Here is a 21,567-nt window from a genome sequence, read left to right on the forward strand (position 1 = left end):
TCCTTATTACAAATTGTCCTTAGGAATAATACCTAAAAGTTCTGTATCTAAAATATCATTTTTCAAGTCATCTCTTGAATAGATTTTATTATCAAAAAGTCTAATTAATAATTCTATCAAAACAAAACCTATTGCAGTAGCAAAAAAGTACATAAGTGATTTTTTTATAATATGTCTTTCAACTTTTTTTGGTTCGCTACTTTCTTCTAAAACTCTTACTTCTGATATCTTTAAGTCTGAAACAACTTTTTTTGAAGATATTTTTATGAAGGAATCCATTATTTCTTTCATTTCTTGTACATTTGTACCTCTTATTGTAGCAGTAATAATTCTGCCACCGTTTGAAGATAATAGAAGTTTTACTTTTAAATCTTCAAGATCAATTTTTTTATCTTGATTTTGTTCGATAACTTCTTTTAACATTCCTTCAGATTTCATATATTCTCTAACTTCTCTACTTAGGTATTGAAGATTCGAATAATTTGTTATATTTTCTTTTTCTACAATATATATCTTTGAAGTTATACGATATTCAGCAGGTGTGATAATTCCAAGATATATGATTGTCATAAGAGCAACAGCACAAGATGTTATTAAAATTATAAATCTCTTTTGAAAAACTTGGCTGAACACTTTACCAAAATCAATATCAATTTCTACAAATGATTTTTCCATAATTCCCTCTCAATATTTATTTTCCTTGTAATACACTTTGTATTTTACTTTTACAGTTTTCTAAACTTTGTTTATCAACTTCCATCATATAAAGTTTATATCCTGGCATTGCATAGGATGGTAAACCTGTCTTTCCAACTCCATTAAGCGCTTGAGATTCTATTTTGAAGTCTTCTCCTGAATCGATTTGTTGATTTACCAATTCCATAATTTCACTAACCGGCATGTCAGTTTGAACTGAAGAAGAAAGCTCATCCAAAATTGAACTAAAATTACTTAAGGCTGCCTTTGAAGTCATTTTCTTTATTATTGCAGCTATAACTTTTTCGTGATTCTTACCTCTATCTCTATCCCCATCTGCAAGATTATATCTTTCACGAACAAAGCCTAATGCTTTTTCAGAATTTAGATGAACAGTCCCTACTGGGAAGTGATAATTTCCTATTCTAGAAACAAAATCTTGGTCATTATATACATCAATTCCGCCAACTAAGTCAATTAATTTCATAAAAGTTGTGAAATTAACTCTAGCATAATGTTCAATATTTATTCCATATAAATTTTCTAAAGTTTTAACTGAAGCCTTTACTCCATAAATTCCTGAGTGAGTCAATTTGTCGTATTGATTGTTTCCACCACCAGCAATTTTTACATAAGCATCCCTAGGTGTCGTAGTTAAAACAATCTTATGTGTCTTTTTATTAACTGTAATAAGAACATTTACATCACTTCTTGATACTGTAGTTATTGGACCATAAGTATCTATACCACTTACATATATATTGAAGCTATCTTTTCCTGTAACTTCTTTATCTTTTTTTTCTTCTTTTACTTCTTCAACAATTTTGTATTCATATATTTTTTTTACCTTATCAAGATAATCAGGATAAGCATTTGCTATTAAATCTCCATGAGCTGCATTTAACACCATAACTTGAGATTTCCCTGAAATCAAATCTTCATATGCTTGTAAATATGATTTAGTATCTTGAATATTTAACTTTACATTTGCTTTTTCTTCAACTTCTTTAACTAGTTTATCAATATTTTCTTTATCCAACTCAGTTGGTGCAAGAACTTTACCTTTAACATCGTTAATACTATTCATATCACTATCTGCACGAACCAAGACAACCATAGTATTTTCAGTTACTTTAGCATTTTCATTTAATTTATTAAACAAGTTAAGTCCTTTATTCATATAATTAAATGCAAATAATGTAACTATTATAAAGAATGTTGAAATAATAGTAGTAAATATTTTTCCTTTACGAATTATATTTAACACCAATAATAAAATTAAAATAATTGCCATAAAAGCTAAAATAATATAATTAATTTTTTTGAAATTTAACAGATTATACTTAAACATAATAAATAAATCTGTAATCGTAAAAAATGACAAAATAGCAAAAAGGATCCAATTAATAACCATTAGAATCTTTCCTTCAGCTCTTTTGCCCCCAGCCTGCATATCCAATTTTCATTCCTCCTAAAAATGTATAATAAAAATTCACCTTATTATAACATAAAATTAAGAATTTTTCAACATATTTTAATATATTTTACATAAAAATTAATCAAATGTTGTATAAATATTCATAGACATGAGAACCCCAGCCTTCTACGATGCTTTGCATCGAGTGGGTTCCCAGGAACCTTGTTATTTCACAATAAAAAAAGTCATCAAAAATGATGACTTAGTTAAAATTTAATTTATGTCTTACATAACTTTCAAGCATAACAGCTTTTTCCTTATTCATTGCTGGCACACCCTTTAGTTTGTAATCTCTTCCAATTTCTTTATACTTTGCAACACCCATTACATGGTATGGCAAAATTTCTACTCTTTCTATTTTATCTCGATAAGGTTTGATTATTTCAATAAGCTTATCCATTGATTCCTTATTATCTGTAAAACCTGGAACCATAACATGTCTAAACCAAATTTTTCCTTTAAAATATTTTTCTACATATTCTAGAAATTTATAGAAACCATCCATTTTTTGTTTTACCATTTCTATATAGCCTTGGTTTGAAAAACTTTTTACATCCAAAAGAATTGTATCAGTATTTTCTAAAATTTCTTTAAAATATTTTTCATTTCCATAACCACTTGTGTCAATACAAGTGTTATAACCATTCTCTTTTAATAATTTTAGAGTTTCAGCCAGAAATTCGCCTTGTAAAAGAGGCTCTCCACCTGAAAAAGTTATTCCTCCATTATCTCTATAATATGTCTTATATCTTTTGGCTTTAGACAGCACAAAATCAGGCGTTATCTCCGTACCGCCTTGCAACGCTTGAGTATCTGGGTTATGACAGTAAAGACATCTAAGAGGACAACCTTGTAAAAAGAAAATTGTTCTTATGCCTGGTCCGTCAACAAGCCCCATTGTTTCAATTGAATGCAACCTGCCTATTACCATAAAATCACCTTTTAATTATTTTAAAAAAATGTAGAAAAAACAAAGCAGGACAACCTGCTTTGTTTATTTTATCATTTACTTTGCAACTTCTTAACGACTTTCATGGAAAGTTCTATGAATTACTTCCATTTGTTGTTCTTTAGTTAATCTGTTAAATCTAACTGCATATCCAGAAACACGAATTGTTAAGTTTGGATATTTTTCTGGATGATCATAAGCATCCATTAAAGTTGCTCTATCAAGTACATTAACATTCAAATGGAATGCTAATTGTTCAAAATAACCGTCCATTAAGTTTGTTAAATTAACTTTTCTTTCATCTTCACTCTTTCCTAAAGCTGTTGGAACTATTGAGAATGTATTAGAAATACCGTCTTGACAACACCCTGCAAAAGGAATTTTTGCAACTGAGTTAAGTGATGCAATTGCACCTGTCTTATCTCTTCCATGCATTGGGTTAGCTCCTGGTGCGAATGGTTCGCCTTTCTTTCTTCCGTCAGGAGTTGTTCCTGTCTTTTTACCATAAACTACATTTGAAGTTATAGTTAAGATTGAAAGTGTGTGTTCAGAATTTCTGTAAGTAGGAGTTTTTCTAAGTTCTTCCATAAATCCTTCGATAACTTCTACTCCTATTGAGTCAACTCTGTCATCATCATTTCCGTAAGTTGGAAAATCTCCTTCAATTTCGAAGTCAATAGCTAATCCATTTTCATCTCTGATTGGTTTAACTTTTGCGTATTTAATTGCACTTAATGAGTCAGCTACGATTGAAATACCAGCTACACCAAATGCCATATATCTGTGAACAAAAGTATCATGTAGAGCCATTTGTCCAGCTTCATAAGCATATTTATCATGCATATAGTGAATTGTATTCATTGTATTTACATAAAGTTTTGCAACTTTTTCTAAAACTAATTTGTAATTAGCATAAACTTTGTCAAAATCTAAAACTTCATCTTTAATTGGTTCAATACCATCTAAAACTTTGATTAAAGAACCATCTTTTGCTCTCTTCATTTCATCAACGCCACCGTTAATAGCGTAAAGAAGTGATTTTGCAAGATTTGCTCTAGCTCCAAAGAATTGCATTTGTTTACCAATTACCATTGAAGATACACAACAAGCAATTGCATAGTCATCTCCGTGAACTGGTCTCATTGCATCATCATTTTCATATTGTAATGAACCTGTTTGAATACTCATTTTTGAACAATAATTTTTCCAAGCTTCTGGTAAATCTAAACTCCAAAGAACAGTCATATTTGGTTCTGGTGAAGAATCTAAATTAGTTAAAGTGTGTAAAATTCTAAAAGCAGTCTTAGTAACTAGTGTTCTTCCATCAAGACCCATACCACCTAGAGATTCAGTAACCCAAGTAGGATCTCCAGCGAATAAATCATCATATTCAGGAGTTCTTAAATGTCTCATCATTCTAAGTTTCATTACGAATTGGTCGATTAATTCTTGAGCTTCACTTTCTGTTAAAGTTCCTTCGTCAATATCTCTCTTGATGTAGATATCTAAGAATGCACCATTTCTACCAAGGCTCATTGCAGCTCCGTTATTTTCTTTAACCGCTGCTAAATAAGCAAAGTATAACCATTGAATAGCTTCTTTAGCATTTGTAGCCGGAACAGAAATATCATATCCATATTCCAAAGCCATTTTCTTCATTTCATCTAAAGCTCTGTATTGTTCAGAAAGTTCTTCTCTAAGTCTGATAATTTCTTCTGAAGCTAATTCGCTTTCTAATTTTCTAAATTCATTTAATTTATCTTCTCTTAATCTATCAATTCCATAAAGGGCAACTCTTCTGTAATCTCCTATAATTCTTCCACGACCATAAGCATCTGGAAGACCTGTTAAAAGGCCAACAGTTCTAGCTTTTCTCATTTGAGAAGTATAAGCGTCAAAAACACCTTGATTATGAGTTTTTCTAAATTCATTGAAATATTTTTCAATTGTTGGATCCATCTTTAATCCATAAGCATCTAAAGAATTTGTAACCATTCTGTATCCGCCATAAGGATTTACGATTCTCTTCATTGGTTCATCAGTTTGGAAACCTACAATCAATTCATTTTCTTTATCTAAATATCCAGCAGGAAAATTATTAATTCCTGAAACTCTTGTAGTATCAACTTTTACAGTCTTTGTTCTAACTTCTTCTAAGATTAAGTCTTCAGCTTTTTTCCATAAGTTCTTAGTTCTTTCAGTTGGTTCTGCTAAGAAACTTTCATCTCCTTCATAAGGTGTATAATTTAATTGAATGAAATCTCTAGTATCAATATTTTCACTCCAATTACCTTTTTTAAAACCTCTCCATGCGTCCATAAAATCATCTCCTATATTTATATTCATTATGTAATTTATTTACTATATATATAGTATATACCCAACTAAATCTTCCGTCTGTGATTGTAATCACAAAAAGATAATTTTTCAAACATTTTCACAAAATTTTCAAGTTTATTTTACATTGTGTAAATATATTTAAATTACTACAAAGTAGAATTGATTACTTTTATGTATCGTTTTCATATTACTTGCAAAGATATTAATATTTTTAACAAATTTACAACATTACTATAAAGTTTTTTAGTTTAAAAATTTTTTTGGTAGCATCATAATACTAAAAATTACATAAACATCATCAATAATATTTTATTTAACAAAAAAGGGGCTTAAGCCCCTTTATAAATTTACATATCTTACATTTTCATATCTATAACCATACGACCTGTAATAACTCCGTCTTCCATTTCTTTGAAAATAGCAGGGGCATCTTCTATTGGACGTTTTTTAACAACCGGAACAACCATTCCTTCTGCACCGAATTGGAACGCTTCTTCCAAATCTTTTCTTGTTCCTACAAGTGAACCAATAATTTCAATTCCGTCAAGAACAGTTTTAACTATAGATACATCCATTGTTTCTGATGGTAATCCAACAGCTACAACTATTCCACCAGCTCTTACTGAATCAATAGCTTGGTTGAAAGCAACTTTTGAAACAGCGGTAACAACTGATGAATGACAACCACCTGTTTTTTCTTTAATCACTTCAACAGGATTTTCTTTAAGTCCGTTTATAACAATATCTGCACCGCATTCTTTTGCAAGAGCAAGTTTATCGTCATTTATATCAACAGCTACAACGTGAGCATTAAAAACTTTCTTTGCATATTGAACAGCCAAGTTTCCAAGTCCGCCTGCTCCGTATAGTGCAATCCATTGACCCGGTCTTAGTTTTGCTGCTTTAATTGCCGCATAACAAGTAACACCTGCACAAGTAATACTACTTGCTTGAGCCGGATCCAATCCGTCAGGTACTTTAACTGCATAATCAGCAGTTACAATACATTGAGTTGCCATTGCACCATCAACGGAATATCCTGCATTTTTAACAGTTCTACAAAGAGTTTCTCTTCCTGTATTACAGTATTCACAACAACCACAGCCTTCATAGAACCAAGCAACGCTTACTCTATCTCCAACTTTTAAAGATTTAACACCTTCTCCAAGTTCTTTTACAATACCGATACCTTCATGTCCAAGAACACGACCTGGAACTTTTCCAAAATCTCCCTTTGCAACATGCAAGTCAGTATGGCAAACTCCACAGTATTCAACATCTATTAACGCTTCTCCATAACCTGGTTTTCTTATATCTCTTTCAACTAATTCAACCCAAGTTCCTTCTTTATTAACAACTACAGCTTTCATAAAAAACCTCCTTAAAATAATTATTATATTTTTGTAATTTTAAAAAATCTTGATTTTTAAAATTATCTTTTTACAGCCATATTATAACTCTATTAATAAATGATGTCAACAACTTTTAACAAAATATTTTAAAAATGTTTTGGTTTATCGTGTTATTGATATTTTTAACAAATAACGTCATTAAGTAAAAATATATTTTAATTTTTTGTTCAATCTAATCTAGTTAATAAATTTTTTTGCTAATAATATAAATAAATTTTTAAATATTATTTAATTCTTAGTTTTTTGGAGTAAAGTTAATTCCTATTCTTTAGCTTTTTATATGTGAAAATATATTGATTATAAAAAATATGTTATGATATAATAGTTTTGTAAGATTGTAATAAATTTAGGAGGATATTATGTTTAAGAAAAAATCTAGTTTATTACTAGCTATGCTGTTATTATTAAGTGCTTGTTCTGCACCTGCTAAAAAGGAAGCAGAAACACCTAAACAACAAACTGAAACTCAAGAGAAAAAAGATAATGTCAATCTGCCTAATCAGGGTTTAATGGCTGTTGCTTGGTATCAAACTTCTGCTGAAGCAAAAGCACTTTATACTCAAGGCTATAATGCTGCAAAAAAATCTTTAGAAGAAAAAATCAAAAACAATACTAAAGGCGAAAAATTGGCCGTTGTTTTAGATTTAGATGAAACTGTTCTTGACAACTCACCTATTCAAGCTTATTATGCAGCTAATGGTAAATCATATCCAGAAGGATGGCATGAATGGGTTATGTACGGAAAAGCCGAAGTTGTTTATGGAGCAAAAGAATTTTTAGATTTTGCAAATAAAAATGGCGTTGGAATTTATTATGTAACAGATAGAAATGCAGAAACTGAATTTGAAGCTACTAAGAAAAATCTCTTAGAAAAAGAGCTTCCTCTACAATCCGATGATAACTTGATGTTAAGACCTAAGGGAGAAAAAGGTAAAGATGGAAGACGTAAAAAAGTTGAAGAAACTCATAAGATAGTTATGTTAGTTGGAGATAATTTGCTTGACTTTGCAACTCCTGAAGACAGCTCATTAGCAGGAAGAGATAAATTCGTTAAAGATCATGCAAAAGAATGGGGAGATAAATATATAATGTTACCAAATCCAATGTATGGAAGTTGGGAAGGTACTCTATATAATAATGATTTTAAAAAGTCTGATGAAGAAAAAGATAAACTTAGAAAATCAGCTCTAAAAATATTTAATGTTGAAAAAAATACAGTTGAAGACTATAAATAGAAATTAAATTAAAATTTTTAAAATCAAATTACAATTTTACAAATTAAAACTAGCTACTTTTGATTTATTTCATAAATAATTAAGAAGTAGATTATTTTACAACAAAAACCCACCCGCTTGATGTTTAACATCTTTCAGGTGGGTTTGTTTTTATATTAAATCTTATAACATAAATGCCTTATATGCTTTATAACTCATATAAACATCTATTTTACTTGTAACTTCATAAGGTGAGTGCATACTCAATGTAGCAGGACCTGCATCTAAAACTTCTGCACCATATTTTGCAAGAAGTAATGCGATTGTTCCGCCACCACCTTGGTCAACTTTACCAAGTTCTGAAGTTTGCCATACAACTTTGTTTTCTTTAAATACTTTTCTAACTTCTGCTAAAAATTCAGCATTTGCATCACTTGATCCGAATTTTCCACCGCTTCCAGTATATTTACAAATTGAAATACCTGAACCGATATATGCAGAGTTCATTTGTTCACTAGCATCCGCAAAGTCAGGATCAAAACCTGCTGCAACGTCTGCAGATAATACTTTAGAATTCTTTAATGAACGATTAACTTTTAATTGGCAAAATTCTCCTTCAAGATTTACAAGTTCAGTCATTGTATTTTCCCAGAAATATGATGCCATTCCTGTATTACCCATTGAACCTATTTCTTCTTTATCCATGAATAATCCACAAGCTGTTCTCTTTGGATTTTCAATTTCAAAAATAGCACGCATTGTTGTAAAAGCACATACTCTATCATCTTGACCATAGCTTAAAACCATTGATCTATCAAGTCCTAAATCTCTAGCTTCTCCTGCTGGTACAATTTCTAATTCAGCAATTTTGAAATCTTCTTCTTCAAAATTATATTTTTCTTTTATTAATTTTAGAACATTTTCTTTAACAGCATCTTTTTCAGTATCCTTTAAAGGCATATTACCCATTAGAATATTCATTTGTTCTCCAACTAATGCTTCACGAGCTGTTTTTGCTAATTGATTTTTTGATAAGTGAATCAATAAATCTGTTACACAAAATACTGGATCGTCTTTATCTTCACCAATGTGAATATCAATCTTTTCTCCAGCAGAATTGTAAACAACTCCATGAATTGCTAAAGGAATTGTTGCATATTGATATAATTTAACTCCACCATAATAATGAGTTTTCATTTTTGTTAAATTATTCGCTTCATACAAAGGATTTTGTTTAACATCTAAACGTGGACTGTCAATATGCGCCCCAACGATATTTAGTCCATTTTCTAAAGGTTCAGTTCCCATTACAAAAAGAGCAACTGACTTATTTTTATGATTTAGATAAAATTTATCTCCAGCTTTGAATTTTTCTCCTGTTTTGTAAAGTTCTTCTAAATCTCTAAAGCCTTTTTCTTTTGCTTGGCGAATAATTTCTGCACAAGCAAGTCTTTCTGTCTTTGCAACTGTCAAAAACTTTTTATAGTCTTCACAGAAATCAAAAACTAAATTTTTTTCTGCATCTTCAATTTGTAACCATGCACTCTTGTTAGTCATAACCTTCCTCCTAATATAAAATATTTTACAAGACCATTATAACATAATTAAGGTAACAAGTAAATTATTAACTTAATTTATGGTAACTTTTCCTGCTTCACAATTAATCTTCATATTAACATCAGAAGCTCTGTTTTTTCTTCCATTTTTATCAAATCCGGCAAAGGATTCTCCAAAAATTCGTAAGCTTCCCATTTCTACATTGTATTCGTATTCTATTTCTCCATACAATTTATCAACATCAAGTGTAGCATTTCCAGCTTGAACATCAAGTTCGAACATATCTTGATATTCAACATCTCCTTTGATATTTCCAGCATTAACATCCACCTCAAAGTTTTTAACTTCTAGATTTTTTAAAGTTGCATTTCCCGCATCTATTTCCAATTTAAAATCTTTAAGTTCTAAGTCTTTCATCTTAACACTTGAAGCACTTATTTCCCCTCTAATTGAAACATTTTCAGGAACATAAATTGTAAGAGAAGAATCTTTAATAAAATCACCATCAATTATAATTCCTTTATCATCAAGATGACCAACTAAACCCTTATTATAAATTTTCAATTTATTTTGAGATTTTTCACAATACAATTTAGTACTTTTTAAATTTCTTGACTTCACTCTTACTGTTTTATCATCACTTACTTCAAATTTTGCACTTAAAGCACTAAAATCAATTTCTATTTCATCAATATCTTCAAAAAAAGAATCAATATTTATATTTGAGTTATCCATATCTTCCTCCTCATAAATTTCATAATCCTCATCATCATTAGATTGATAATGAACTCTAGCATATTTTTTAGTATATTTACCAGGGTTTTTAGAAATATCTTTAACCAACATTCTATATAACCATTTTATAAGCCATCCAAAAACATATAATAAAATGATAAATAATAATAATCTTCCACCCCAAGTAATAATTAATTCTGGTTTAAAAATAATAGAAAACGGCAAAGTAATTAAAGAAATTATTAATCCTATAACGGAAAACACAATCCAAACCGCAAAGAAAACACCAGCAATTGCAAAAATTGGAACTAGGAATGGAAATATTGGAAAGAATGGAAGTGATAAAATTCCAAGTAAAACAAGAGATAATTTTTTTATAACAAGAGCCATTTTTTTCCAAAAACTTCCCTTTTTATCTCCACTTCTTTCATTTCTCTCTTCTTCTATCTCAATATCTTCTGCTAAAATTTCCATTGCAATTTTTCTTGGATTTCCAAAGCTTTCAGGGACTTCATCATCAAGACCAATTCCTTGTTCATCAAACATTTCATTATAAAAATTTTCTACATTTTGTCTTTCTGTACTCGAAATATTTTTCAGATAAGACATAAGTTTTCGCATAAAAGTTCTTCTATTCATCATTACCTCCAACAATTTGATTTACTTGTTCAACATATAAATTCCACTTCTTCTTATTAAAATTTAAAACATCTCGTCCTGCTGCAGTTATTCGATAATATCTTCTATTTCTACCGTCAAAAGCAACATCATAACTATCCAAAAGACCATTTTTTAAAAGTCTTCTTAAAACCGGATATAGAGTTGACTCTGAAATTTCAATGGTAGCCATTAGTTTCTGAGTAATTTCATAACCGTAAGTATCACTTCGATTAACAATCGCAAGAACACAAAAGTCTAAAATTTCTCCTTGAATTGAAAACATAACTACTCCTTTCTATCAATTATTATTAACTTACTTATATTATATAACGTATAGTATATAAAGTCAATACGTTTTTAAAGATTTTTGGTTTTGCAGTTTCTAAAAAATTTTTGAAATCTTTTGACCTTTATTTCCTTTTTACGTCTAGCCACTAAACAAAGTTATTCTCCTTATACGTCATCTCGAGCGTAGTCGAGAGATCTCACACTTTTGTTGAAAACAAAAGTGAATGTATCGTAGATACATATATTACAGAAACAAAAAATCTTATAGTAATTAATTTGACTTTAAAATTTAATAAAAAATATTTTTTAGTTCTTTTATGATTCCTTCAGAAATACTATTGCTTGTAAACAAGCAATAGTTGAGATCTCTCCACTTCATTCGCTTCACTCATTTCGGTCGAGATGACGTGTTTGGAGCTTTTCTTTGCAAAGTAATATGACGTAAACTATTTTATTTCTATATAATTTCAACTAATTTTTATTTTTTTCAATATTATTTTTATAGATTTTTGAAACTTATTTACTACTAACGTCTATTTCTTAACCCACTTTATTTTCCTTACACGTTATTTTGAGTAAAACAAAGTAAAATAAATAGTTAAATTTTTTTAATATTATTTTAAGTTTATTTCCCATTAACGTCTAGCTTTAAAACAACGTCTTTCCCCTTATACGTCATCTCGACTGGAACGTAGTGGAATGAATCTAGCCCTAACTTTGTTTACTTGTAAACAAAAGTAGGTCTGACGGGGTAATTGTATCATCAGATACAATTACTCTAGAGATCTCACACTTTTGTGCAAACAAAAGTGAATGTATTGTAGATACATATATTACAGAAACAAAAAATCTTATAATAGCGATTTGATTTTCAAATTTAATAAAAAACTAATTTCTAATTCTTTTTAGATTTCTTTCAGAAATACTATTGCTTGTAACCAAGCAATAGTTGAGATCTCTCCACTTCATTCGCTTCACTCATTTCGGTCGAGATGACGTGTTGGGGGCTTTTCTTTGCAAAGTAATATGACGTGAACTATTTTATCCCACAAAAAAAACAGCAAATTGATAAATTCACTGTTTAAATTTTTTATATTTAATTAATCATAAAATGGATTGTCCTTTTCGTATTTCTCATTGAAATCAACTTTATGTCCATTTATTTCATAGCCTAATAGTAAATTTATGTTTACATTTTCGGCTGCTCTAAAAATTGAGCTATCGACATTTTTAAAGTCTTTTTTCAAGTTTTCGATTAAATCCTTTATTTGATATCTTTTGTTTCCAATTTTTTTAGCTGCAACCATACAAGCACAATTTAAAGGCATAAGTCCTGTTGACTTCATCCACCTTATTATATATTCTTCTTCTATAAGATATAACGGTCTTATTATTTCCATATCTTCAAAGTTTTTCGCCTTTAGTTTAGGTGGCATTGTCTTAAAACTTCCAGCACATAATAAGTTAAGCATTGTAGTTTCAATGACATCATTAAAATGATGACCTAATGCCAATTTGTTACATCCAAGTTCTTTAGCTTTTGCATAGAGTGAACCCCTTCTCATTCTTGCACACATATAGCAAGGATAATCTCCTGCAATTTTGTCTGCAACTGCAAAAATATCTGCAGGATAATATGTAAGAGGAATTTCAAGATATTTAGCATTTTCTAAAAGTAACTCTTTTATGGACGGATGATAACCCGGATCCATCGCAATAAATTCAAGTTCAAAATTATCTTTTCCGTTCTTTTTAAGCTCTTGAAAAAGTTTTGCCATAATCAAGCTGTCTTTTCCACCTGAAATTGCAACTGCAATCTTATCTCCGTCTTCTATTAAATTGTATTCCTTAATCGCCTTTACAAATTTAGACCAGATATGTTTTCTATATCTTTTTATCAGCGACCTTTCAATATCTTTAAGCTCGGCTCTTTCATTTTCAGGAAAAAGAACAGGACAAGTCGCCTGTAAGTTATTTTCTCTATTTTCCATTATATCTTTTATTTCCTTATTTTCCATATTTCTCCTATTTATGATATATTTGATTATTCATAATTTTAAAAGCTCTGTAGATTTGTTCTAATAAAACAACTCTAAATAGTTGATGTGGGAGTGTAAATTTTGAAAAAGAAAGTTTGAAATTGCTTCTTTTCTTTATTTCATCTCCAAGTCCGAAACTTCCACCGATTACGAATATAAATTTTGAATTTCCGTCATTCATTTTTTCTTCTAAAAATTTTGAAAAGTCTTCACTGCCTATTGATTTTCCTAAAATTTCAAGGGTAATTACAAAATCGGAGTCTGAAATTTTATTTAAAATTCTTCCCTCTTCTTTTTTTAATACATTTTCAATTTCCAATTTACTTGGAGTTTGTGTCAAAATTTTTTCTTCAGGAATTTCAATTATTTCAATTTTTGAAAAAGCTGAAATTCTCTTTTTATACTCATCACAAGCATCTTTAAAAAATTTTTCAGATAGTTTTCCTACACATAAAATTTTTATATTCATATTACACTTCCGTTATACTGCTGTTGTCAAATCTCTTTGCAACTTCTAAATTCGTATATTGTATTACATTTTCTTTATTTAAAATTCCAAAAACTTCGTCATAAGCTAGTTTTTCTTCATTATTTGTTTCACTTAAATGTCCAAGATATACCTTTTTGCATTTGTCAGTTACAACTTCGGAGAGTACATTTCCACTTGTAACATTTGAAATATGACCGAAATCCCCCAAAATTCTCTGTTTTAAATTGTAGTCATAAGGTCCGTTTTTAAGCATTTCTAAGTCGTGATTTGCCTCAAAATAAAAAATCTTTGAACCCTTAATCTTTTCTTTCATGTGGTTTGTAATAATTCCCGTATCAGTTAAAAGGCTGACTTTCCCATAATCCGTATTAAAAACAAAGCCCATTCCTCTCGCACAATCGTGAGAAATTTCCAAGGTATATAAATCAAAAAGAGAAAATCTGTGTTTCTTTTCAGTGCCGATAACAACAATATTTTCATCTTTAATTTTACCTAGTTTGGATGCTCCAGCCTTTAGTGTTTCAACATTACTGCAAATCTTGATATCATAACGTCTGGAAAGCACTCCTGCCCCTCTTATATGATCAATATGTTCATGAGTTAAAAAAATTAAATCAATCGTGCTTGGATCAACTCCCAATTGTTTTAAATTACATTCAATTTTCTTCCCACTAAAACCTGCATCTATTAAATATCTTTTATTATCAACTTCTAAAAAGCAACAATTCCCATCACTTCCACTAAAAAGCGGACAAAATCTTAAACCCATATTTCCTCCATTCGTACAAGCTTTATTTTATCATATTTTTGACAAAAAATCCAAAATTTTACATAAAAAAATTAGGCTTTCACCTAATTTTTATCAATAAAACTTAATCTCTTTTTTAATTCTAATTTTTTAAATAATTTTTCTCTAAAATAATCAATAAATATACATCCTACAAATATTGCAATATCTGTTATTATTATATAAAGTAGCATTTTTAAAGTTGAATAGTTTAAAAATGTTGTAGATTTTCCAACAATAAATCTTTTGCTAAACACTTCATGTTCATGAATTAAATAAACTGAAAAACATAGTGGCGAAAGAAATGCAATTATTTTTCTCCACGATTTTACTTTCAACTTTGAAAATATTATTAGTAAGGATATTCCCGATAGAAGCATAGTAGAAGATGTGTAGGAGATTAATGTAAATTTAAAATCTGTAACTCCTTTTAAATCTAAATAACTTGTCAAATATGCACTTGCTAATTCTAGAATAATACAAAAAGCAAATAGAATAATCATAGAACTATTAGAAAACTTATTATGCAAATTGTATTTTTTGATAAATCCACCAATTAAGTATAATACCATTAGCCACACAAAACTTGAACCATTTCTTGTAAGGAAAATGTCCCCTGCATAAATAAAAGGTAGTACAGAAATTATAATTATAATCATAATAATTGAGTTTCTAAGAAGCTTGTATTCCATATTTTCTAATGCCGAATTTAATATTGGCATAAAGAAGAACAGACAAAAATATGCTGTAAAATACCAATATTTTGAATTTACAACTGGAAAACAAAATGTTACAAGAGTTTTAAAATTAAAATCTACAATTCCAAAAATACAGCCAATCAAGTAAAGAGAAATAGAATAAAAAACAACTCTTACCCATAATAAAACTATATTAGAATATTTGTATCTGGATTCTATTCCTACAAAACCTGAAATTAAGGCATAACAGTTCACAGCCACATAACAAATTATCTCTAAAATCCATACAATATTGTATTTTGCACTTAAGAAATATAGATTCTCACTTCTTAAAATTCCACCATACCAAAAAACATGTAAATTTACAATCATAAACATTGTAACAATTCTAAGCAAGTCAATTCCATAATTTCTGTCTTTCATTTTCGGATTCTTTATCAAAATTTCTACCTCACCATATTCAATGACAATCAAAACTTATTAAAATTAATTTCCCAACAACATCAACTTTTTTTGCATATCATCTCTCTAGTAAACCATTTTTAAACAGCAAAGTTACTAACTTTATATTTTCTTTCAAAATATATCTTACCATTTTCATCTTTTGCTATTCCCGTATGTTTTTTACCATCTTTAAAGAAAAACCTTGCTGTTCCGCTATCGTACCACCAGTTTGCCGGTTTTCCATTTTCATCATAAAATATATTTTCTACATAAGTTAATTTCTTTACCTTACCACTTGAATTTTCGGCAACAAGTAGATTACAAAAGCCTAAATTAAGGATTAATAATAAAGAAAAAAACATTAAGAATTTCTTTTTAAATATTTTCACTTACTCCTCCTAAAAAAATAAAACTAATCTATCAGAAATTATATAATAGTTCAACAAAAATGTCAAAATAACATTTTTTATACAAAAAGTCATCTTAGATCAAGATGACTTTTATAAATAAATTTTTATTTTTCTACTGACGGTGGATAGCCAAATCCTACTGGATGATGTTTACAATAAGTTTCAATCCAATATTCCAAAGTAACAATTCTTTTATAACCAATACTTTCCATTACTTTTCCATCACCAATATATATTCCAGCATGTCCATACTTACGTCCCATCCAACTTCCACTACTGCTACTTTCAACAGCTACAATCATTCCTACTTTTAGTTTGGAAATATCTGAAGTAAAAGTATATTTTCTATACAATTCATTAGCATTTCCACCTAAATATCCTAGTCCTGCATTTTGATAAACTCTTGAAACCCATTTAGCACATAAATTTCTACCTGGAGAACTTGTATTATATGCTGCATTTAAAATTCTCATCTGAACTTCTTTTGAAGCCATATAATAATTTCTATAACTTTTATATTTTCCTTCTACAAAATCCATTTCGCCGTTACCATCAACAGCTTTTCCTGTATGTTTTTTACCATCTTTGAAGAAGAACCAATCATATCCATCATCATACCAACCATTTGCAGGAAGTTTATTTCCATCATAAAAAATTTCGTTTATATAAGTTTTTCCTTCTGACTCTAGACCATCTTTATACAATTTTTCTTCATATATTCCATTGGCATATTTTCCATTTATAAAATATCTTTTACCGTTTCCATCTATTCCATATCCTGTAAATTTCTTGCCATCTTTAAAGAAAAACCAAGCTGTTCCATCGTCACACCACCAATCAGCAACTTTACCTTCTCTGTAAAAGATTTTATCTATATAACAATTTGCATATTTACCATTTACAAATTGCATTTCGCCATTTCCATCTTTTGCAAGGCCTGTATGCTTTTTACCATCTTTAAAGAAATACCATGAACTTCCATCATCATACCACCAGTTTGCTGGCTTTAAATTTTCATCATAGAATATTTCATTTATGTAAGTTTGCCCTTTAGACTTTAAACCATCTTTATATATTATTCCATCATATTTCCCGTTGGCATATTTTCCATCTACAAAATATCTTTTTCCATTATCATCAATTCCATATCCTGTATGTTTCTTACCGTTTTGGAAAAAATACCATGCATTTCCGTCATCACACCACCAGTTTGCTAGCTTTCCTTCTTTATAAAAGTTTTTATCTATGTAACAATTTGCATATTTACCATTTATAAACTGCATTTCGCCATTTCCATCTTTTGCAAGTCCTGTGTACTTTTTACCATCTTTAAAGAAATACCATGCACTTCCATCATTGTACCACCAGTTTGCAGGCATTGCATCATCTCCATAGAATAAGTCTCCAACATAAACTCTTCCTGATGACTTTACTCCATCTTTATACAAAATGTCCTTATAAATTCCGCTTCCATATTTTCCTTTAACGAAATATTTATAGCCACTTGCATCTTTTTCAATACCTGTAAATTTTTTTCCATCTTTAAAGAAATACCAAGCAGATCCATCATCATACCACCAGTTCGCTGGCTTTCCTTCTCTATATAAAATTTTATCTATATAACAATTTGCATATTTTCCATTTACAAATTGCATCTCGCCATTTCCATCTTTTGCAAGTCCTGTATGCTTTTTACCATTTTTAAAAAAATACCATGCATTTCCGTCGTTGTACCACCAGTTCGCTGGCTTTGAATCATCTCCATAGAAAATTCCATCCACATAAACTCTTCCTTTTGATTTTACTCCATTTTTATAAAGAACATCTTTGTAAATACCAGTTCCATACTTTCCATTTACAAAATATTTAGATTCACCTTTATCCTTTGTAAAACCAGTAAATTTCTTTCCATTTTGGAAAAAGTACATTTCTTTTCCGTCATTATACCATCCATTTGCAGATTTTCCATTTTCATCATAAAAAATATTTTCTACATAAACTAATTTTTTCCCATTATCATTTATATTTTCAGCAAAAAGTTTATTATTACATCCAAAAACAAAAACTAATAACAGAGAAAAAACCATTAAAGATATTTTTTTTAATGCTTTCATTTCATCCTCCTAAAAATATAATCAATCTACCAGTCATTATATAATAGTTAAATAAAAATGTCAAATGAAAATTATTTTTATAAAAAATGAGCTTTATAGCAACTCTATTTGTTTGCTTTTCTTATCTAAAATTAAAACTTCGTCTGAAATATACTTTATTACTTTTAAATCATGACTTATAAAGATTATAATTTTATCCTTAAATGTCTTTATTAAATCTAAAATTTTTTTCTGATTTTCAACATCAAGAGCAGATGTAGGCTCATCAAAAATTAAAACCTTGGGATTTGTTGATATTGCTCTAGCAATAGAAAGTCTTTGCAATTCTCCACCTGACAATTCTTTAGGATATTTATCAAAAAGCGAAGTATCAACTCCTACTTTATTAGCCAATTCTTCCAAATTAACTTCAACCCCATTTAACTTTAAAATCTCATTAATAGAAAATCTTATTTTTCTAGTTGGATCAAATGAATTAAAAGGATTTTGAAAAACCACTTGAAAGTCTTTTCTATTTTTCAATTTTTCTCCATCAAGAAATAATTCTCCTTTATACTCAACAAGTCCGAGTAAAGCTTTTATAAAAGTAGTTTTTCCAGAACCAGAACCTCCTTTTAATCCATATATTTTTTTATATAATTTTAGATTAATATTACTAAGAATAATTTCATCATATTTTACGGTTAAATTTTTTATTTCTAACATTTAATCACCTAACCTTGAATAGCTTAATAATTTTTTTGTATATTCATCTTTTGGAGACCTTAAGATTTCTTCTGTTTTACCAGACTCAACAATTTTACCATTATTCATAATTATAAGTCTTTCAGTAATATTTCCAATTATACTAAGGTCATGAGTTACAAAAATCAATGATAATTTTTCTTTTTTCCTAATAGTATTTAAAAGTTCAATTATTTTCTCCCCTACTTCAACATCAAGTGCAGTAGTGGGTTCATCACAAATTAATACTTTTGGATTTAATAATAAAGCGGTTACTATTACCAATCTTTGTAATTCACCACCAGAGAGTTCATAAGGAAATTTTTCAAGATGACTTTCATTTAAAGAAACTTCTTCCAATAATCTTCTTATTTTCTCATTATCTTTTTTTAACTTTTTTATCTTATAAATTCTATCAAACTGATTTTTTATTTTTTCTACTGGAGAAAAAGTATTAAATGGATTTTGATAGACAAAAGATATTTCTGAAAGTCTTTTTTTAGCCATCTCTTTTTCTGAAATCCCAATAATTTCTTCTTCAAATAATTTTATACTTCCTGATATTTTATAAATTTCTTTATCCAAAAGCCCCATTAAAGATAAGCTTGTCAATGTTTTTCCAGAACCAGAACTCCCAATTATTCCTAAACTCTCATTTTCAGAAAGTTTAAAACTAATTTCATCTACCAGAACTTTTCCGGAAGCTTCTATTTTTAAATTAGTTACTTCTATCATTTTTAAGCCCCTCTCCTATCAAATTTATAGAAAATACTAAAGTTAAAACTAAAATACCTGCGGGTAGCCACATAAACCACTTCTTTTGAATATTTAAAATATTTAATGCAACAGATAACATAGAACCCCAACTTGACATAGGTTCTTTAACACCTAAACCAAAGAAGGATAATGAAGATTCCATTAAAATTCCTTGTGCTACAGAAGTAGTGAATATTACTAAAATTGTATTTCTAAGATTTGGAATAATATGATTTATCAAAATTTTAAAGTTACTTTCTCCATTTATCTTTAAAATTTGAATAAATTCTTTATCTTTAAGAGCTTTAATCTCAGTCCTTATAAGTCTTGTAGACGATGCAAAAGTAAAAAATGCAATTATAATAATTAAATTTTTAATTGATGGACCAATAAATGCAGATATTGAAATAGCAAGCACATAGAATGGAAAACACATAAACACATCACAAATTCTCATAATTATTCCATCTAACTTTTTAAAATATCCTGCAAAAAATCCAAGAAATAGAGATATAAACAATTTTACTAAACTTGCTAAAATTCCAACAGTCAAAGAAACTTTTCCGCCTGCCATCAATCTTGCAAGCACATCTCTTCCAGTTTCATCAGTTCCAAGTGGATTCGCTTTATTTGGAGCTTTTTCAACCATAGTTAAATTTACTTCATTTGGATTTTTACCATAAAATTTTGGTGCTATAAAAACAAATGACAATATTAATATAAATAAAATACTTCCAACTGTAAATTTCGTTTTCATACTAAATACCTATCCTCTTATCCAAATAATAGTTTATAATATCTGCTATTAAATTAGAAATCAAAACTACAAAAGAAATCACGATAATTATTCCCATAATTAGTGGATAATCTCTTGAAAAAACTGCGTCATAATTTAGTTTTCCTAGACCTGGCCAAACAAAAATTGTTTCCGTAATCAAAGCTCCAGAAATTAAATTAGGAACTTCTGTAAAAATCATTGTTAAAAGTCTTGGTAAAATATTCCTAAATCCTATTTTTTTGTATGCTTCATATCTTGTCATTCCAAACCCTTGATACGTTCTAATATAATCTTCCTTTTTTACAGATAGCATAAACGCTCTAACAAATCTTACCAATGATGAAAACTGAATAACAGTTAGAACTAAAATTGGTAAAAAAGCATAATAAATTTTATTCAAAATAAACTCCATTCCAACTTTGTTAGAAAGATTTCCAGTACCTGAAATTTGAAATATTTTAATATCAAAAGCAAACCACTTTATAAATAATATTGCAAATAAAAATGTTGGTATAGAAATTCCTATTCCAGAAATAATATCTACAAATTTATCTAAAAATCCCCCTTTATATGCAACACAACGTCCAATAAAAATTGATAAAAGAATTGCAACTGTAAAAGCAGGTAATGTTATAAATAAGGTATTTGGAATTCTTTCCATAATCAAAGAACTCACACTTTGTCCATATTTTATAGAATATCCAAAATCAAAAAATAGAATATCTCTAAACCATTTTATAAATTTTAAATAAATAGGGTCATAATACCCTTTTTGTGTTAACATATTCTCAATTTGCTCTGGACTCATTCCAGGTTTCATTGAATCCATATAAGGATTACCTGGGGATAACTGTAATAAAACAAACATAAAGACACATATTCCAAGCAAAATTATTAGAGAAATTGTAAATCTTCTAATTAAAAATTTTTTCATAATAATTCCAATCCAAATTCTTCTATATATAAAACAGTCATCTTGAATTTCAAGATGACTATTTAT

The 21,567-nt window shown here is 28.8% G+C and carries 19 protein-coding genes; 1 reads left to right on the forward strand and 18 read right to left on the reverse strand.

All coding sequences use genetic code 11. From position 1 onward, the window contains the following. Positions 1–6: 6 nt before the first annotated feature. From VJI77_RS07205 to adhP, 5 genes are all read right to left on the reverse strand, one after another. Complete coding sequence (locus VJI77_RS07205) at positions 7–675, reverse strand: Wzz/FepE/Etk N-terminal domain-containing protein (RefSeq protein WP_009354758.1); 669 nt, start codon at positions 673–675, stop codon at positions 7–9. 16 nt (positions 676–691) lie between these two features. Next, on the reverse strand, positions 692–2,149 hold the full coding sequence (gene cpsA, locus VJI77_RS07210) for an LCP family glycopolymer transferase CpsA (RefSeq protein ID WP_323988937.1): 1,458 nt from the start codon (positions 2,147–2,149) through the stop codon (positions 692–694). Positions 2,150–2,375: 226 nt separating this feature from the next. Then, positions 2,376–3,104 (reverse strand): pyruvate formate-lyase-activating protein, encoded by a 729-nt coding sequence (gene pflA, locus VJI77_RS07215; protein ID WP_323988908.1) that lies wholly within the window; start codon positions 3,102–3,104, stop codon positions 2,376–2,378. 90 nt (positions 3,105–3,194) lie between these two features. Then, complete coding sequence (gene pflB, locus VJI77_RS07220; protein WP_323988909.1) at positions 3,195–5,441, reverse strand: formate C-acetyltransferase; 2,247 nt, start codon at positions 5,439–5,441, stop codon at positions 3,195–3,197. Positions 5,442–5,818: 377 nt separating this feature from the next. Next, positions 5,819–6,832 (reverse strand): alcohol dehydrogenase AdhP, encoded by a 1,014-nt coding sequence (gene adhP, locus VJI77_RS07225; protein ID WP_323988910.1) that lies wholly within the window; start codon positions 6,830–6,832, stop codon positions 5,819–5,821. Positions 6,833–7,233: 401 nt separating this feature from the next. Here adhP and VJI77_RS07230 point away from each other — a divergent pair, with 401 nt between their 5' ends. Continuing rightward, positions 7,234–8,109, forward strand: a complete 876-nt coding sequence (locus VJI77_RS07230) for a 5'-nucleotidase, lipoprotein e(P4) family (RefSeq protein WP_313961577.1) — start codon at positions 7,234–7,236, stop codon at positions 8,107–8,109. 162 nt (positions 8,110–8,271) lie between these two features. Here the strand turns inward: VJI77_RS07230 and VJI77_RS07235 are convergent, their stop codons facing one another. The 13 genes from VJI77_RS07235 to VJI77_RS07295 all read right to left on the reverse strand — a co-directional run bounded on the left by VJI77_RS07235 (position 8,272) and on the right by VJI77_RS07295 (position 21,501). After that, on the reverse strand, positions 8,272–9,645 hold the full coding sequence (locus tag VJI77_RS07235) for an aminopeptidase (protein ID WP_323988911.1): 1,374 nt from the start codon (positions 9,643–9,645) through the stop codon (positions 8,272–8,274). 72 nt (positions 9,646–9,717) lie between these two features. Continuing rightward, complete coding sequence (locus VJI77_RS07240; protein ID WP_323988912.1) at positions 9,718–11,019, reverse strand: HAAS signaling domain-containing protein; 1,302 nt, start codon at positions 11,017–11,019, stop codon at positions 9,718–9,720. Beyond that, positions 11,012–11,323, reverse strand: a complete 312-nt coding sequence (locus tag VJI77_RS07245; RefSeq protein ID WP_009354874.1) for a PadR family transcriptional regulator — start codon at positions 11,321–11,323, stop codon at positions 11,012–11,014. The genes VJI77_RS07240 and VJI77_RS07245 overlap by 8 nt, the downstream gene beginning before the upstream one ends. A 1,105-nt stretch (positions 11,324–12,428) precedes the next feature. Then, positions 12,429–13,346 (reverse strand): tRNA 2-thiocytidine biosynthesis TtcA family protein, encoded by a 918-nt coding sequence (locus VJI77_RS07250; protein ID WP_323988913.1) that lies wholly within the window; start codon positions 13,344–13,346, stop codon positions 12,429–12,431. A gap of 7 nt (positions 13,347–13,353) precedes the next feature. After that, positions 13,354–13,836 (reverse strand): 23S rRNA (pseudouridine(1915)-N(3))-methyltransferase RlmH, encoded by a 483-nt coding sequence (gene rlmH, locus VJI77_RS07255; RefSeq protein ID WP_293440216.1) that lies wholly within the window; start codon positions 13,834–13,836, stop codon positions 13,354–13,356. A gap of 1 nt (position 13,837) precedes the next feature. Then, positions 13,838–14,626, reverse strand: coding sequence for an MBL fold metallo-hydrolase (locus tag VJI77_RS07260; RefSeq protein ID WP_323988914.1), 789 nt, complete (start codon positions 14,624–14,626; stop codon positions 13,838–13,840). Between the two features lie 83 nt (positions 14,627–14,709). Beyond that, positions 14,710–15,783 (reverse strand): acyltransferase family protein, encoded by a 1,074-nt coding sequence (locus tag VJI77_RS07265; protein ID WP_323988915.1) that lies wholly within the window; start codon positions 15,781–15,783, stop codon positions 14,710–14,712. Between the two features lie 101 nt (positions 15,784–15,884). Continuing rightward, positions 15,885–16,175 carry a hypothetical protein gene (locus VJI77_RS07270; protein WP_323988916.1) on the reverse strand — a complete coding sequence of 97 codons (291 nt, stop codon included), beginning with the start codon at positions 16,173–16,175 and terminating at the stop codon, positions 15,885–15,887. 125 nt (positions 16,176–16,300) lie between these two features. Continuing rightward, positions 16,301–18,310 carry a hypothetical protein gene (locus tag VJI77_RS07275; protein WP_323988917.1) on the reverse strand — a complete coding sequence of 670 codons (2,010 nt, stop codon included), beginning with the start codon at positions 18,308–18,310 and terminating at the stop codon, positions 16,301–16,303. Between the two features lie 93 nt (positions 18,311–18,403). Continuing rightward, positions 18,404–19,015, reverse strand: coding sequence for an ATP-binding cassette domain-containing protein (locus tag VJI77_RS07280; RefSeq protein WP_323988918.1), 612 nt, complete (start codon positions 19,013–19,015; stop codon positions 18,404–18,406). Next, positions 19,016–19,768, reverse strand: coding sequence for an ABC transporter ATP-binding protein (locus VJI77_RS07285; protein ID WP_323988919.1), 753 nt, complete (start codon positions 19,766–19,768; stop codon positions 19,016–19,018). Continuing rightward, the gene (locus tag VJI77_RS07290) at positions 19,752–20,546 is read right to left on the reverse strand and encodes an ABC transporter permease (protein WP_323988921.1); all 795 of its coding nucleotides are present in this window, start codon (positions 20,544–20,546) and stop codon (positions 19,752–19,754) included. The genes VJI77_RS07285 and VJI77_RS07290 overlap by 17 nt, the downstream gene beginning before the upstream one ends. A 1-nt stretch (position 20,547) precedes the next feature. Continuing rightward, complete coding sequence (locus tag VJI77_RS07295; RefSeq protein ID WP_323988922.1) at positions 20,548–21,501, reverse strand: ABC transporter permease; 954 nt, start codon at positions 21,499–21,501, stop codon at positions 20,548–20,550. Between the last annotated feature and the right edge of the window lie 66 nt (positions 21,502–21,567).

Source organism: Parvimonas sp. D2, assembly GCF_035282635.1.
In the GTDB taxonomy this organism is placed as follows: domain Bacteria; phylum Bacillota; class Clostridia; order Tissierellales; family Peptoniphilaceae; genus Parvimonas.